At 33.3% G+C, this 14,103-nt stretch carries 18 protein-coding genes; all 18 read left to right on the forward strand.

Going from position 1 to position 14,103, the window contains the following annotated elements; all coding sequences use genetic code 11:
• The first annotated feature begins 98 nt into the window (after window positions 1-98).
• The 18 genes from infA (at window position 99) to flgE (ending at window position 14,000) form a co-directional block, all read left to right on the forward strand.
• Window positions 99-317, forward strand: a complete 219-nt coding sequence (gene infA, locus A0083_RS00570) for a translation initiation factor IF-1 (protein WP_012660842.1) — start codon at window positions 99-101, stop codon at window positions 315-317.
• 173 nt (window positions 318-490) lie between these two features.
• Window positions 491-604 (forward strand): 50S ribosomal protein L36, encoded by a 114-nt coding sequence (gene rpmJ / locus A0083_RS00575; protein WP_002781429.1) that lies wholly within the window; start codon window positions 491-493, stop codon window positions 602-604.
• A gap of 3 nt (window positions 605-607) precedes the next feature.
• Window positions 608-973 carry a 30S ribosomal protein S13 gene (gene rpsM, locus A0083_RS00580; protein ID WP_012660843.1) on the forward strand — a complete coding sequence of 122 codons (366 nt, stop codon included), beginning with the start codon at window positions 608-610 and terminating at the stop codon, window positions 971-973.
• Between the two features lie 9 nt (window positions 974-982).
• On the forward strand, window positions 983-1,375 hold the full coding sequence (rpsK, locus tag A0083_RS00585) for a 30S ribosomal protein S11 (RefSeq protein ID WP_039662396.1): 393 nt from the start codon (window positions 983-985) through the stop codon (window positions 1,373-1,375).
• 30 nt (window positions 1,376-1,405) lie between these two features.
• Window positions 1,406-2,032 carry a 30S ribosomal protein S4 gene (gene rpsD, locus A0083_RS00590; RefSeq protein ID WP_039617184.1) on the forward strand — a complete coding sequence of 209 codons (627 nt, stop codon included), beginning with the start codon at window positions 1,406-1,408 and terminating at the stop codon, window positions 2,030-2,032.
• A gap of 14 nt (window positions 2,033-2,046) precedes the next feature.
• Window positions 2,047-3,060 (forward strand): DNA-directed RNA polymerase subunit alpha, encoded by a 1,014-nt coding sequence (locus tag A0083_RS00595; protein WP_197553365.1) that lies wholly within the window; start codon window positions 2,047-2,049, stop codon window positions 3,058-3,060.
• 3 nt (window positions 3,061-3,063) lie between these two features.
• Window positions 3,064-3,417 (forward strand): 50S ribosomal protein L17, encoded by a 354-nt coding sequence (rplQ, locus tag A0083_RS00600; RefSeq protein ID WP_012660847.1) that lies wholly within the window; start codon window positions 3,064-3,066, stop codon window positions 3,415-3,417.
• 114 nt (window positions 3,418-3,531) lie between these two features.
• On the forward strand, window positions 3,532-4,431 hold the full coding sequence (hisG, locus tag A0083_RS00605) for an ATP phosphoribosyltransferase (protein WP_197553367.1): 900 nt from the start codon (window positions 3,532-3,534) through the stop codon (window positions 4,429-4,431).
• Window positions 4,432-4,440: 9 nt separating this feature from the next.
• Window positions 4,441-5,721: a histidinol dehydrogenase gene (gene hisD / locus A0083_RS00610; protein WP_120760701.1), complete on the forward strand. Its 1,281-nt coding sequence runs from the start codon at window positions 4,441-4,443 to the stop codon at window positions 5,719-5,721.
• Window positions 5,718-6,785 carry a bifunctional histidinol-phosphatase/imidazoleglycerol-phosphate dehydratase HisB gene (gene hisB, locus A0083_RS00615; protein WP_197553369.1) on the forward strand — a complete coding sequence of 356 codons (1,068 nt, stop codon included), beginning with the start codon at window positions 5,718-5,720 and terminating at the stop codon, window positions 6,783-6,785. Before hisD ends, hisB begins: the two co-directional genes overlap by 4 nt.
• Window positions 6,782-7,363: an imidazole glycerol phosphate synthase subunit HisH gene (gene hisH, locus A0083_RS00620; RefSeq protein WP_120760703.1), complete on the forward strand. Its 582-nt coding sequence runs from the start codon at window positions 6,782-6,784 to the stop codon at window positions 7,361-7,363. Before hisB ends, hisH begins: the two co-directional genes overlap by 4 nt.
• 6 nt (window positions 7,364-7,369) lie before the next feature.
• Window positions 7,370-8,104 (forward strand): 1-(5-phosphoribosyl)-5-[(5-phosphoribosylamino)methylideneamino]imidazole-4-carboxamide isomerase, encoded by a 735-nt coding sequence (gene hisA, locus A0083_RS00625; protein WP_197553371.1) that lies wholly within the window; start codon window positions 7,370-7,372, stop codon window positions 8,102-8,104.
• Window positions 8,086-8,853, forward strand: coding sequence for an imidazole glycerol phosphate synthase subunit HisF (hisF, locus tag A0083_RS00630; protein ID WP_197553373.1), 768 nt, complete (start codon window positions 8,086-8,088; stop codon window positions 8,851-8,853). Before hisA ends, hisF begins: the two co-directional genes overlap by 19 nt.
• 12 nt (window positions 8,854-8,865) lie before the next feature.
• Window positions 8,866-9,492 carry a bifunctional phosphoribosyl-AMP cyclohydrolase/phosphoribosyl-ATP diphosphatase HisIE gene (gene hisIE / locus A0083_RS00635; protein ID WP_197553375.1) on the forward strand — a complete coding sequence of 209 codons (627 nt, stop codon included), beginning with the start codon at window positions 8,866-8,868 and terminating at the stop codon, window positions 9,490-9,492.
• Between the two features lie 5 nt (window positions 9,493-9,497).
• On the forward strand, window positions 9,498-10,370 hold the full coding sequence (locus A0083_RS00640; protein WP_197553377.1) for an ATP-binding protein: 873 nt from the start codon (window positions 9,498-9,500) through the stop codon (window positions 10,368-10,370).
• 9 nt (window positions 10,371-10,379) lie between these two features.
• The gene (locus tag A0083_RS00645; protein WP_197553379.1) at window positions 10,380-10,727 is read left to right on the forward strand and encodes an STAS-like domain-containing protein; all 348 of its coding nucleotides are present in this window, start codon (window positions 10,380-10,382) and stop codon (window positions 10,725-10,727) included.
• Window positions 10,727-11,242 (forward strand): type II toxin-antitoxin system VapC family toxin, encoded by a 516-nt coding sequence (locus tag A0083_RS00650; protein WP_197553381.1) that lies wholly within the window; start codon window positions 10,727-10,729, stop codon window positions 11,240-11,242. Before A0083_RS00645 ends, A0083_RS00650 begins: the two co-directional genes overlap by 1 nt.
• A 304-nt stretch (window positions 11,243-11,546) precedes the next feature.
• Entirely contained in the window at window positions 11,547-14,000 is a 2,454-nt protein-coding gene (gene flgE / locus A0083_RS00655; protein ID WP_197553383.1) for a flagellar hook protein FlgE, read from the forward strand.
• Window positions 14,001-14,103: the final 103 nt, after the last annotated feature.

The following is a 14,103-nucleotide window of genomic DNA, read 5'->3' on the forward strand; positions in this document are numbered from 1 at the left end:
TAGTAAAAAATATCGGCGTTTGTAGAAAAATATTAAAAATTTAAAAGAAAAATTGTGATAAAATATTAGCTTTGTATTTTATAGAAAGGAGAAAAGCATTGGCAAAAGATGATATTATCGAAATTGATGGTAATGTAATCGAAGCTTTACCTAATGCAACTTTTAAAGTTGAATTAGACAATAAACACGTAATACTTTGTCACATTGCGGGTAAAATGCGTATGCATTATATCAGGATTATGCCTGGTGATAGAGTTAAAGTAGAGCTAACACCTTATAGTCTTGATAAGGGACGTATTACATTTAGATACAAATAAGTCTAAGTTGTTTGAAAGCAAAAGTAAGATATAATTAGCACTTTTGCAGAAATTGCAATAAAACTGTATGAAGAAGTATTTTCAAAATCACCACTTATTTTGAAAATAGTTGGTTGCTCTAAAAACCTGGTGCAGTTGTAAAAAAGTGGAATTTACAATAACAGGAGAAAAGCATGAAAGTTAGACCATCTGTTAAAAAGATGTGTGACAAGTGCAAAGTAGTTCGTCGTAAAGGCGTAGTTCGCATTATTTGCGAAAATCCAAAACACAAACAAAGACAAGGATAATTTATGGCTCGTATTGCAGGTGTGGATTTACCAAAGAAAAAAAGAATTGAATATGGTTTGACTTATATTTATGGTATAGGCTTACATACTTCAAGAAAAATCTTAGATAAAACCGGAATTTCTTATGATAAAAGAGTTCACGAGTTAAGTGAAGATGAAGCAGCAGCTATCCGTAAAGAAATTCAAGAAAACTATATGGTTGAGGGTGATCTTAGAAAACAAGTTGCTATGGATATCAAAGCATTGATGGATCTAGGAAGCTTTAGAGGCTTAAGACATAGAAAAGGCTTACCGGTTCGTGGTCAAAAAACAAAAACAAATGCCAGAACTAGAAAAGGTAAGAGAAAAACCGTTGGTGCAAAATCATAAGGATAGAAAATGGCAAAAAGAAAAGTAGTAAAGAAAAAAGTAGTTAAAAAAAATATAGCTAAAGGTATAGTTTATATCAGTGCAACATTTAATAATACTATGGTTACTGTAACTGATGAAATGGGAAATGCTATCGCTTGGAGTAGTGCAGGTGGTTTAGGCTTTAAAGGTTCTAAAAAATCAACTCCTTATGCAGCACAACAAGCAGTTGAAGATGCTTTAAGTAAAGCAAAAGAACATGGTATCAAAGAAGTTGGTATCAAAGTACAAGGACCAGGAAGTGGTCGTGAGACAGCGGTTAAGAGTGTAGGTGCTATGGAAGGTATTAAAGTAACTTTCTTAAAAGATATTACTCCATTAGCTCACAATGGTTGTAGACCACCAAAACGTCGTCGTGTCTAAGAATAAGATATAAGATTTAGGAGAATTATAATGGCAAGATATAGAGGACCAGTAGAGAAATTAGAAAGACGACTTGGCGTAAGCTTGGCAATGAAAGGCGAAAGAAGATTAGCAGGTAAAAGTGCTTTAGATAAACGCCCTTACGCACCAGGTCAACATGGACAAAGAAAAGCAAAAATCAGCGAATACGGACTCCAACTAAGAGAAAAACAAAAAGCTAAATTTATGTATGGAGTAAGCGAAAAACAATTTAGAAGATTATTTAGCGAAGCTGCTAGAAAAGACGGTAATACCGGTGCACTTTTAATTCAGCTTTTAGAACAAAGACTAGATAATGTTGTTTATAGAATGGGCTTTGCTACAACTCGCCGTTTTGCAAGACAACTTGTAACTCATGGACACATTTTAGTAAATGGTAAAAGAGTTGATATTCCTAGTTATAGAGTAGAAGCAGGTCAAAAAATTGAAGTGATTGAAAAAAGCAAAAACAATCCTCAAATTTCAAGAGCGATCGAACTTACTGCTCAAACTGGTATAGTTGCTTGGGTTGATGTAGAAAAAGATAAAAGATTTGGAATTTTTACAAGAAAACCTGAAAGAGAAGAGGTTATCATTCCAGTTGAGGAAAGATATATCGTTGAGTTGTACTCTAAATAATAAAGGTTTTTGATATGAGACATATTACAACTTCTGCTTATACACCAACAGAGTTTAGTATTGAAAATATCAGTGATACAGTAGCAAAAGTAAGTGCATGGCCTTTTGAAATCGGCTATGCTATTACTTTGGCGCATCCTTTGCGTCGTTTGCTTTATTCAAGCACAGTAGGTTTTGCTCCAACAGGAGTTAAAATCAAAGGCGTAGCGCATGAATTTGATAGCATGCGTGGTATGCTTGAAGATGTAGCATTGTTTATTATCAATCTAAAAAAATTGAGATTTAAACTAAAAACAGAATCTGAAAAAGAAATCATAACTTTTAGTTTTAAAGGACCAAAAGAAATTTGTGGAAAAGACTTAAACAATGAAGTTGTTGAAGTTGTGAATGCAGATAGCTACCTTGCTACTATCAATGAAGATGCGGATTTAGAATTCACTTTAATCATTGAAAAAGGTATAGGTTATGTGCCTTCTGAAGAAATTCAAAATTTCTTAGATCCTGAATTTATAGCACTTGATGCGTTCTTTACTCCGGTAAAACATGCAGTTTATGATATAGAAAAAGTGCTTTTTGAAGACAACCCAGATTATGAAAAAGTTGTTTTTACAATCACAACTGATGGTCAAATTTCACCAAGTGATGCTTTTAAAAATGCTTTAGAGGCAATGTATAAACAATTATCAGTGTTTGATAAAATTACTAATGCGCAAAGTGTTGTAAGAAGTCAAGCACCAAGTAATGAAGTAGAGCATGTGAAATTACTTCAAAATATAACTGAGTTAAACTTAAGCGCAAGAAGCTTTAACTGCCTAGAAAAAGCAAATGTAGTTTACATCGGTGAACTTGCTTTGATGAGTGTAAGTGAACTTGCAGATTTGAAAAATCTAGGTAAAAAATCTCTAGATGAGATCAAAAGCGTAATGGAATCTATAGGCTTCCCTATAGGAAATTCAAAACTCAGTGATAGTGCAAAAGAAACGCTAAAGAAAAAAATTACAGAATTAAAAGCACAAAATGAAGGATAATCAATGAGACATAGACATGGATATAGAAAGTTAGGTCGCACTTCTACTCACCGTGCAGCCTTATTAAAAAACCTTACCATTGCTATTATTAAAGCAGGTAAAATAGAAACAACATTACCTAAAGCAAAAGAATTAAGAGGTTATGTTGAAAGATTAATCACTCGTGCAAGAAAAGGTGACTTTAATGCCCATAGAGCAGTGTTTGCTAGCTTACAAGATAAAGAAGCTACCAATAAACTTGTAACAGAAATCGCACCTAAATTTGCAGATAGAAACGGTGGTTACACAAGAATTATCAAAACAAGAATTCGCCGTGGCGATGCTGCAGAGATGGCTTTCATCGAATTTGTAGCTTAATTTTTTAGCCTTTTTTTAAAGGCTAAAAACTTCTTTTTCTACTCAAATCATATTTTTTGTATTTTTATCCATTTTTTGCTACTATTAATCTTTTAACTACAAAAAAGGAAAGAAATGCAAGAAAATTCGAGATTACGCATTGCTATACAAAAATCAGGTCGCTTAAGTAAAGATTCCATTGCTTTGCTTGAATCTATAGGCGTAAAACTTCGTATACATGATCAAAGTTTAATAGCTTTTTCCACTAATTTACCCATTGACTTGCTTCGAGTAAGAGATGATGATATACCAGGATTAATTTTTGATGGTGTGGTAGATCTTGGGATAGTTGGAGAAAATGTTTTAGAAGAAAATGAACTAGAAAGAAAATCAAAAAACGAAAACGCAGAATTTATCATGCTTAAAAAACTTGATTTTGGAGGGTGTCGTTTGTCTTTGGCACTTCCTGAAAAGAGTGAGTATAAAGGTATTGAAAGTTTTAGAAATTTACGCATAGCCACTTCTTATCCACAGCTTTTAAAACGCTTTATGGAAGAAAACAATATCGCATATAAAACATGTATGCTAACAGGTTCGGTAGAAGTAGCACCTAGTGCAAATTTGGCCGATGGAATTTGTGATTTGGTTTCAAGTGGAGCTACTTTAAAAGCTAATGGACTTAAAGAAGTGATGGTGATTTATAAATCCAAAGCATGCATTATCCAAAGAAAAGAAAGCCTAGCTTCACACAAACAAGAACTAATCGATAAATTACTCATTAGAATTAGCGGTGTTATGCAAGCAAGGGAGTCAAAATACATTATGCTGCATGCGCCTATTGAAAAGCTTGAAAAAATCACAGCTTTATTACCAGGTGTTGAAAAGCCTACGATTTTACCTTTGGAAAATGATAAAGCCAAAGTTGCACTACATATGGTTAGTCAGGAAAATTTATTTTGGGAAACTATGGAAGCTTTGAAAAAAGAAGGTGCAAGTGCTATTTTGGTTTTACCTATTGAAAAAATGCTCTCTTAAAGGATAAAAATGCAAATACTTGATTTTGAAAAACTTAGCAAAAGTGAACAAGAAATAGCGTTAAGTCGCCCTGCTATCAATGCAAACTCACAAGTAAAAGTTATAGTAGAAGAAATCATCGAAGATGTTAAAGCAAACAAAGATGAGGCTTTAAAGCAAATGGCGATAAAATTTGACAAAGTTGAGTTAAACTCTATCAAGCTAAGCGATGAAGAGCTTAGTGATTTAGCAGAACAAATTGATGATGAGTTAAAGCATGCTATTAAAATAGCTTATGAAAATATCTACAAATTTCACAAAGCACAAGAGAGTCAAACTATAACGGTGCAAACCTTTGAAGGTGTAACATGCAAGGTGCTAACAAGAGCTATTGAAAAAGTGGGGCTTTATATTCCAGGAGGTTTGGCACCACTTTTTTCAACTGCACTTATGCTAGCTATCCCTGCTAAGATCGCACAATGCAAATTTATCGCTTTAGCTTCTCCTGCACCTTTGCACCCCGCTATTGCTTTTGTAGCAAGACTTTGTGAGGTAGATGCGGTATATCAAATTGGTGGTGCAGGAGCCATAGCAGCATTTGCCTACGGAACGCAAAGTGTGAAAAAAGTCGATAAAATTTTTGGACCAGGAAATGCCTTTGTCACTGAAGCTAAAAAACAAGTAAACAACCATGGAGTTGCCATTGATATGCAAGCAGGGCCTTCAGAAGTGTTAGTTTTAGCAGATGAGTTTGCTAATGCTCAATTTATAGCATCAGATTTGCTTTCACAGGCTGAACACGGAGCAGATTCTCAAGCGATTTTAGTTTGTACTAGTGAAAAATTAGCTAAAGAAGTGGATAAAGAAGTTGCTTTGCAACTAGAAAAACTCTCGCGCAAAGAAATCGCTTTAAAGTCTTTAGCACATTCTAAAATCATTCTTGCTAAAGATATAAAACACGCTATAAGTATTTCAAATGACTATGCACCAGAGCATTTGATCATTCATACGCAAAATCCATCTAGTTTGATCGAAAAGATCACGCACGCAGGTTCGGTATTTTTAGGTGAGTATTCTCCAGAATCTATGGGAGATTATGCAAGTGGGACAAATCATGTTTTACCAACTTATGGTTTTGCAAGATCGTATTCTTCTTTAGGGCTTGCGGATTTTATGAAAAGAATGACTGTGCAAGAACTAAGTAAAGAAGGCTTTAAAAAGCTTGGACCTGTAGTGGAGGTTTTGGCAGCAGCTGAAGGACTTGATGGGCACAAAAATGCTGTAAGTATAAGATTAGAAAGCTTAAAATGAGTGCGAAAATATTATTTATCGATAGAGATGGCACGCTTATAGATGAGCCAAAGGAAGATTTTCAGGTTGATTCTTTAGAAAAGCTTGAATTTAAAAAAGGTGCGATCAATGCATTATTAAAATTAAAAAATTTTGGCTTCAAATTTGTCATGGTGAGTAATCAAGATGGCCTAGGTACAAATTCTTTTCCTAGAGAAAATTTTGACAAACCTCATGAAAAAATGCTAAGTGTTTTTCGAAGTTGCGGGATAGAATTTGAGGATATTTTTATTTGCCCGCATTTTGAACACGAAAATTGCACTTGTAGAAAACCAAAAACTGCTATGCTTGAAAACTATATAAAAAACAATCTCTATGATCAAAACAAAAGCTTTGTCATAGGCGATAGAGATAGCGATATGATCCTAGCACAAAACCTTAAAATTCAAGGTTTAAAATACAACGATGACACATTTAGTTGGGAGCAAATTGCAGATTTTATTTTGCAAAATTATCGTAATGCTTTTGTCAAACGCAATACCAAAGAAACTCAAATTCAAGTCAAAATAGCTTTTAATGAAAAAGCAAAAGCTGATATTCAAACTAATATCGCTTTTTTTGATCACATGTTAGAGCAAATCGCCACTCATGCAAATATATCTTTAGAGATCAAATGTCAAGGAGATTTAGAAGTCGATGAACATCATAGTGTTGAAGATGTAGCACTTGCTTTGGGCGAAGCCATTAAAATAGCACTAGATCAAAAAATAGGTATTGCAAGATATGGTTTTGTTTTGCCTATGGATGAGTGTTTGGCAAGTTGTGCGATTGATTTTTGCAATAGACCGCATTTAGTTTATAAGGCTAAATTTAAAAAAGAAAAGCTTGGAAAACTAAGCACAGAAATGATAGAGCATTTTTTCTACTCGCTAAGCTATGCTATGGGTGCAAGTTTGCATTTAAAGGTTAAAGGTAAAAACGACCACCATAAAGCCGAAGGGCTTTTTAAAGCTTTTGCTAGAGCTTTAAAAATGGCCATTAAAATAGAAAATGACAATCTAGCAAGCTCAAAAGGAGTGATATGAAACTAGCTATTATAGATACAGGTTGTGCGAATTTGGCTTCACTTGCTTTTGCACTTGAACGTGTAGGGCAAAAATGCATTATCAGTAATGATGTAAAAGAACTCTCATGTGTAGATAAACTTTTGCTTCCCGGAGTTGGGACAGCAGCTAAAGCTATCAGTAATCTTAAAGCGCTTAATTTAGAAAATTTTATCCAAACCACTACTAAACCGCTTTTGGGAATTTGTCTTGGTATGCAAATTTTAGGTGAGTTTTCAGAAGAGTTACACCAAAAAACACTTGGCATTATGCCTTTTAAAACACAAAAATTTCAAGAAAAAGCTGATTTTACTTTCCCGCACATGGGGTGGAACCAAGTTTTTAGCTCACATGAACTTTTTCAAGGTTTAGATGGGGCTTATTTTTATTTCGTGCATAGTTATTGTGTGGGTTTAAACGAATACACCATCGCAGAGTGCGAATACTCTACTAAATTTAGTGCAAGTTTAAACAAAGACAATTTTTATGGTGTGCAGTTTCACCCTGAAAGAAGTGGCGAAGCGGGTGAGGTATTGTTAAAAAATTTCATAAATATGTAGGTAAAAATGCAAACTCAAATCATTCCAGCATTGGATTTAATAGATGGCAAAGTAGTAAGGCTTTATAAAGGTGATTATGCTAAAAAACAAGAATACAGCTTTGATCCTTTAACTAAATTTCAAGAGTATGAAGCTCAAGGTATTGAGTGGCTTCATTTAGTAGACTTAAGTGGTGCAAAAGATCCTAGTCAAAGACAGCTTAAGCTTATAGAAAATTTAGCTTCAAAAATCAAAGTAAATCTTCAAGTAGGTGGGGGAATTCGCACCAAAGAAGAGATAAAAGCTTTGTTTGAAAGTGGTGTTAAGCGTGTAGTTATAGGATCTTTAGCGGTTAAAAATAAAGCCTTCACACAAGAGCTTTTAGATGAATTTGGCGTAGAAAATGTAGTCTTAGCGCTTGATAGTGTTTGCGTTGAAGATGAGTTTTTTGTCGCTATAGATGCATGGAGTAAAACAAGCGATGAAAAATTATTTGAACTTTTAAATTTTTATAAAAATATCAAGCATATTTTATGCACAGATATTTCTAAAGATGGCACAATGAGTGGGGCAAACATCGCTTTATATAAGGCTTTATATGAGAAATTTCCACACTTGCAAACTCAAGCAAGCGGAGGTGTGGCAAGTTTAGAGGATTTTAAAAAGTTAAATGGCATAGTAAGTGGTATCATTGTAGGCAAAGCCTTACTTGATAAAGAATTTGGCATAAAGGAGGCTAAAGAATGCTTACAAAACGCATAATCGCATGTTTAGATGTAAAAGATGGCAGAGTAGTAAAAGGCGTGCAGTTTAAAAACCACGAAGACATGGGCGATGTGATAGAACTTGCTCGGTTTTATTCGCAAAATGGCATTGATGAACTAGTGTTTTATGATATCTCTGCTTCAACTAAAAATGAACGCATTAGCAGAGCTTGGGTAAGCAAAATAGCACAAAATATCTCCATACCATTTTGTGTGGCAGGGGGTATAAAAAGCGAAGATGATGCAAAAGAGTTGCTAGCTAATGGTGCAGATAAAATTTCTATCAATTCTCCTGCTTTAAATGACCCTGATTTGATTTCACGCCTTGCAAAAAGTTTTGGAGTGCAATGCGTGGTTGTGGGTGTAGATACCTTTAAAGATGAAAATGGCGAACTTTTGGTATATCAATACACCGGAGATGAGAGTAAATCTCGCCACAGTGGTAAAAAGACACTAGAGTGGATCAAACAAGCATGCGAACTAGGTGCAGGAGAGATCGTGTTAAACATGATGAATCAAGATGGCATGAGAAAGGGTTATGATCTAGATCAGCTTGCTAGAGTAAGGGAAATTTGTCCTGTGCCTTTGGTAGCAAGTGGTGGCGCAGGAGCTAAGGAGCATTTTTTAGATGCTTTTAAGCTTGGGGTTGATGGAGCTTTAGCGGCTTCAGTGTTTCATAAAAAGCTGATAGATATTAAAGAATTAAAATTATTTTTGAAAGATCAAGGCATACAAATTCGCATATAAAAAGGAAAAGCTATGAAGATAGATCAAGAAGAATTTATAAAAAGCGTTAATTGGCAAAAGGTTGATGGGCTTGTTCCGGTGATCATTCAAGATTACCACTCGTGTGAAGTTTTAATGCAAGGTTATATGAATGAAGAAGCTTTAAAAGAAAGCTTTAAACATCAAAAAGTTGTCTTTTACTCACGCACCAAGGCGCGCTTATGGATGAAGGGTAAAGAGAGTGGGAATTTTTTGCACATTGTTGATATGGGGCTTGACTGTGATAAAGACTGTGTTTTGATCCTAGCTAAACCTTATGGGCCTACTTGTCATAGTGGCGAAATTTCTTGTTTTGAGCAAATTTCCAAAAGAGCTGATTTTGTATTTTTATCGCGTCTTGAAAGACTTATCAATTCGCGTAAAAACCTTGCTCCAAACTCTTCTTATACAGCTGAACTTTTTGCAAAAGGCACCAAACGTATCGCACAAAAAGTAGGCGAAGAAGGCGTTGAAACTGCTTTAGCTGCTACTGTTAAAGACAAAGATGAATTAATCTGCGAAGCAGCAGACTTGCTTTATCATTTAGATGTTTTATTGGCTGATGCAAATTTGAGTTTAAATGATGTGATTGCTAAATTAAAAGAAAGAAATTCAAAATAAATAGTATGAATATCAATAAAGAGATATTTATTCATCATCTTTTAAAAGATATCCAAAGTGATTTGAAAGGATATAATAAAATTCTAAAGTTTGGAAAAATATTTTCCGAATATAATTTTTCAGATAATATTATTATCCAAATTGAAGATTCTTTTGATGTAAGTTTGTGTGCTTTATTGGGTGTTTATATAGAAAAATATTTAAAAACTTATAATATTACTATCAAATCAAGTAATTCAAAATTACATAATATTGGATTTTTAGAAAATTTCAATTATGAAAGAAATTTCACAAAACATTCTAAACTTAAACAATACTTCCATATAAAAACAAAAGAAGAATCTAAAAGTGAAGTATTTAAGGAGTATGTTAATTCAGTAATATTAGATCATAAAGAATTTCCAAAAATAAGTAAATTGGTAAAAAAAGAAATTGCAAAATCAATTTTTGAAATCTTTGATAACGCAAATATACACAGCGAAAGTGATAAAATTTATATTTGTAGTTTTTTAGATGAGAAAGAACATGAGTTGTATTTTTCTATTGTTGATTCTGGAATAGGATTTGCTAAAAAATTAAATAATTATTTTGGACAAAAATTTTCTTCCGAAAGTGCTATTAAATGGGCTATAAAAGAAGGACATACAACCAAAGAACAAACAGGAGGTCTTGGGTTTAAGCTTATAATAGAATTTATAAAATTAAATCAAGGAAGATTGCAAATTTTAAGTGGAGATTGTTTATATGAAATGAGTGACAATAAAGAAAAATATAATACTTTAGATTATGAATTTTGTGGTAGTATGGTTAATATGATATTTAAAACAAATGATACTAACTCATATCAGTTAAAAATAGAAGATGATGATTTATTTTAAGGAAAAAATATGCAAACTAAAACAATAAATATAAATCAACTTACAAATAGCCAATGTATTTTATCTGAAGATGGACAAAAAGTTTTTACAGAGATAAAAAAAATATTAGAAGCTAAAGATAAAGTAGTGTTATCATTTAAAGATATAAATATCTTGACAACAGCTTTTTTAAATTCTGCTATAGGAAATTTATATAATGATTTTAGTGAAGAATATATAAAAGAAAAATTGAGTGTTGAAAACATGAAAGATGAAGATAAAGCAATGTTAAAAAGAGTAACAGCTAATGCTAAAAGTTATTATAAAAATCCTGATAAAATCAGACAATCTATAAAAGAAATTTTAGAAGAAGATTGATGTCAGTTGTCTATTATTTAAAAGATATCACTACATTTAACAATAAAAAAATATTTTTTGATACCAATATTTTGATTTATCTTTTTTATGCAAGTGACAAAAAATTACAAGAAGAATGTGCTAGTTTATACAATGAGCTTTTAAAAACAAAAGCCCTGTGTTATACTAGTTTTTTAAATATTTCTGAATTTTATAATCGTTGCATGAAAATTGAATTTGAAAAGGCAAAAGAAATAAATAAGCAACTTAAATATAAAAATTTTAGAAATAGTCCAGAAGGTTTGGAGATAGAAAAAGATATTACCAATATTGTTAAATCATTATTAGATAAATTTTTTCTTGTTATGGTAGATTTTGATAAAGATTTTATTATAAAAGTTTTAGACAATGAAACTATTGATTTATGTGATAAAGCTTTAGTAGAAATTTGCAAAAAAGAAAATATGATTTTATTTACCAACGACAAAGACTTTAAAAATAAAGATCTTAATATTCTTGCTTTAGAAAACTTTTAATAAAAGTTAAGCGTGATTTCTCACGCTTAATTAAGCAATATTTTTGAAAAGATTCACTGACTATATCGAGTGATTTTTAAAAAACTTTATATTTTAATGCATAGTTTTGGCATTTTATATCCAATACATCTGTTTTAATTCGGACTAAAATCATTTTTTATCATTTTCTAACATTATTTTCTAGTATAAATCTTCAAATTTGTAACATTTTGCTGTATTTTTGGAACAGTTCTTGCTTTACATTAGCTAAGCAATAGAAGATTGTGAGATATTCACAAAGCAATATTTTTTAAAGGATTTAATTATGATGAGATCTCTTTGGGCTGGGGTTTCAGGACTCCAAGCACACCAATACGCAATGGATGTAGAAGGTAACAACATAGCAAATGTTAATACATTTGGTTTTAAGTATTCTCGTGCGGATTTCTCAACGCTTATGAGCCAAACTTCTAAGATAGCTACAGCTCCAGATGGCAATTTAGGTGGTAAAAACCCTATGCAAGTTGGACTTGGTGCAGGCGTAAATTCTACGACTAGAATTCACTCTCAAGGTAATATCCAAACCACAGATAAAAACACCGATATGGCTATTAATGGAGATGGATTTTTCATCGTATCAAATGATGGTGGCACCACTCAGTATTATACCCGTGCAGGGGATTTTAAAACAGACGCGGTAGGAAATTTCGTAGATAATAACGGCTATACTGTTCAAGGCTGGAACTACAACCAAGAAACAGGTCAAATTGACTCTTCAACTTCAGTAGGTGATATCGTAATCCCACCTGGCATGAGTATGCCTGCTAGACCAAGTTCTTCTGTAAAACTTACAGCAAATTTAGATAGTGGTAATACTTTAGGTATGAATGCTTCTGCTAAGCGTCCTATCTATGCTCTTGATTCTGTTCATGGTATGAGAACTGATACAGGAACAGCAATAGATGAAAATGATACAGGCCATACTGAGTTTTACACTACTTCAAAAAGTGGAGCCCAAGTAACTGAAAAAGGTGTAGATATGGGCGTAGTGTTTAATGCTCAGGGTGAGGGCTTAAACTTAAGAAGTGGTCAAGGTATATGGATAAGTTATGCTGACGCGAAGCACACATCAAATGTTACTATAAAACCGGATTTACCACAAGATCCTTCAAAATGGCAAGCAAATACTGATTATACATTTTGGGGCTTTAAGCAACCAGATGGAACAATGGTAAATGCTGTTTTAGATATTAATATCAATGGTGTAAATATAAAAGCTGAAGGTGTGGGGCAAGAAACTTTTATCAACGCTATCAATGCTAAGACAGCAGAAACTGGTGTAGTAGCTTCTATAGTAGATGGTAAAATAACTTTTACAAACGATAATAGCACAGGAACTACGGCAAAATCTAAAAATTTAGATATTACTATAAATAATGCAACTACAGCAGGTGGACAAGTTAGAATACAAAATGCCCCTGGAAATAATCAGGTTACAGCTGATAATATACAGGTTCAAGGACAACCTAGGAGTGCTTGGTTAGGTGTTGACAATGGTGCAGCGAAAACTACTGTCCAAGTAGTTACAGCTCATGAATATATTTATAGTCCAAATAATGTAGATATAGGACCAAATCCTAATCCAAACGCGAATAATCAAACAGATGCGCATATGCCTAGCATAAATGGACAAAGAACTTTTCATACAACCGAAGATTTAAGAGAGCTTATGCAAAGAGATGCAAGATGGGGTGTGGATTATGATGGAGATGGAAAATTAGAAAATTGGAACAATGGTGGTGGCGCAGGAGAAGATGCAAATGCCGGTGTAGAAGTAGTAGTTGAAAGTGATGGTAGATTTAAAATTACAAATCCTAAATTAGATGAAAATTCCAAAGACATGACTTTTAAAGTTACAGGTTATTCTAATGAGGCTAATAAAATCGCCACAAATGATAAATTCACAGCGATGTTTAGTGCCTTAGATGGAAATTTCAATGCAGGTAATAATGAAAAATATTCTCAAGACATGTATCTTTCAGCTCATACTGCTAGTATAGAAATTTTTGACTCATTAGGAACTAGACATGAGCTAACTGTGCAATTTACTAAGCAAAGTAAAACAGCAGATGGTGGAGCTGAATGGTCTATTATCATCTCAGTACCTGAGCCTGCAGAGATAAATTTTAGTGGCGATGGTGCTCCAGGAAACATAGTAGTAGGAAATTTAAGATTTGGTAATGATGGCTCTTTACAAAGCTATACGCCAAATGTATTAAACTTCACTGGAAATAATGGCTCAAAACCTGATCAAGTTATAAAACTTGATTTTGGTACAACAGGTGGTTTTGATGGTTTAACAAGCTATGATAAAGACTCAGCTACCACTAAACAAGAAACTGATGGTTACACAGGGGGTAACTTAAAGCCAGATGCATTAAGAACTGATGAGAATGGTTATATCTATGGAGAATTTACAAATGGTAAAACTCTAGCTCTAGCTAAGGTTGCTCTAGCTACTTTCCCAAATAACATGGGTCTTGAAGAAATGGGTAATAACCTTTTTAAAGCAACAGCAAACTCAGGTAGTCCTACTATAGGTCATGCTGGTGAAGGTGGTAGAGGGGGCTTAAAAGGCTCAGCTATAGAAATGTCAAATGTGGATTTAAGTCGTGCATTAACTGAGCTTATCGTAATCCAAAGAGGTTATCAAGCAAACTCAAAAACGATTACCACAAGTGATCAGCTTTTAAATACTTTGCTTCAATTAAAACAATAATTTTAACCCAAGGTTTTAAAAACCTTGGGATCAAGCTTTACAAGGTTATCGAGGTAGCCTTGTAATACTTGATAGCCTTGAAGCCTTCAATCTATTGCTAACT

Origin of the sequence: Campylobacter sp. 2014D-0216, assembly GCF_014931215.1 — a bacterium.
Lineage (GTDB): Bacteria > Campylobacterota > Campylobacteria > Campylobacterales > Campylobacteraceae > Campylobacter_D.

What these genes read in the sequence shown, in the direction of transcription:
- rpmJ (WP_002781429.1), top strand. Translation starts at nt 491, where the DNA reads ATGAAAGTTAGACCATCTGTTAAAAAGATGTGTGACAAGTGCAAAGTA.
- rpsM (WP_012660843.1), top strand. Translation starts at nt 608, where the DNA reads ATGGCTCGTATTGCAGGTGTGGATTTACCAAAGAAAAAAAGAATTGAA.
- rpsK (WP_039662396.1), top strand. Translation starts at nt 983, where the DNA reads ATGGCAAAAAGAAAAGTAGTAAAGAAAAAAGTAGTTAAAAAAAATATA.
- rpsD (WP_039617184.1), top strand. Translation starts at nt 1,406, where the DNA reads ATGGCAAGATATAGAGGACCAGTAGAGAAATTAGAAAGACGACTTGGC.
- A0083_RS00595 (WP_197553365.1), top strand. Translation starts at nt 2,047, where the DNA reads ATGAGACATATTACAACTTCTGCTTATACACCAACAGAGTTTAGTATT.
- rplQ (WP_012660847.1), top strand. Translation starts at nt 3,064, where the DNA reads ATGAGACATAGACATGGATATAGAAAGTTAGGTCGCACTTCTACTCAC.
- hisG (WP_197553367.1), top strand. Translation starts at nt 3,532, where the DNA reads ATGCAAGAAAATTCGAGATTACGCATTGCTATACAAAAATCAGGTCGC.
- hisD (WP_120760701.1), top strand. Translation starts at nt 4,441, where the DNA reads ATGCAAATACTTGATTTTGAAAAACTTAGCAAAAGTGAACAAGAAATA.
- hisB (WP_197553369.1), top strand. Translation starts at nt 5,718, where the DNA reads ATGAGTGCGAAAATATTATTTATCGATAGAGATGGCACGCTTATAGAT.
- hisH (WP_120760703.1), top strand. Translation starts at nt 6,782, where the DNA reads ATGAAACTAGCTATTATAGATACAGGTTGTGCGAATTTGGCTTCACTT.
- hisA (WP_197553371.1), top strand. Translation starts at nt 7,370, where the DNA reads ATGCAAACTCAAATCATTCCAGCATTGGATTTAATAGATGGCAAAGTA.
- hisF (WP_197553373.1), top strand. Translation starts at nt 8,086, where the DNA reads ATGCTTACAAAACGCATAATCGCATGTTTAGATGTAAAAGATGGCAGA.
- hisIE (WP_197553375.1), top strand. Translation starts at nt 8,866, where the DNA reads ATGAAGATAGATCAAGAAGAATTTATAAAAAGCGTTAATTGGCAAAAG.
- A0083_RS00640 (WP_197553377.1), top strand. Translation starts at nt 9,498, where the DNA reads ATGAATATCAATAAAGAGATATTTATTCATCATCTTTTAAAAGATATC.
- A0083_RS00645 (WP_197553379.1), top strand. Translation starts at nt 10,380, where the DNA reads ATGCAAACTAAAACAATAAATATAAATCAACTTACAAATAGCCAATGT.
- A0083_RS00650 (WP_197553381.1), top strand. Translation starts at nt 10,727, where the DNA reads ATGTCAGTTGTCTATTATTTAAAAGATATCACTACATTTAACAATAAA.
- flgE (WP_197553383.1), top strand. Translation starts at nt 11,547, where the DNA reads ATGATGAGATCTCTTTGGGCTGGGGTTTCAGGACTCCAAGCACACCAA.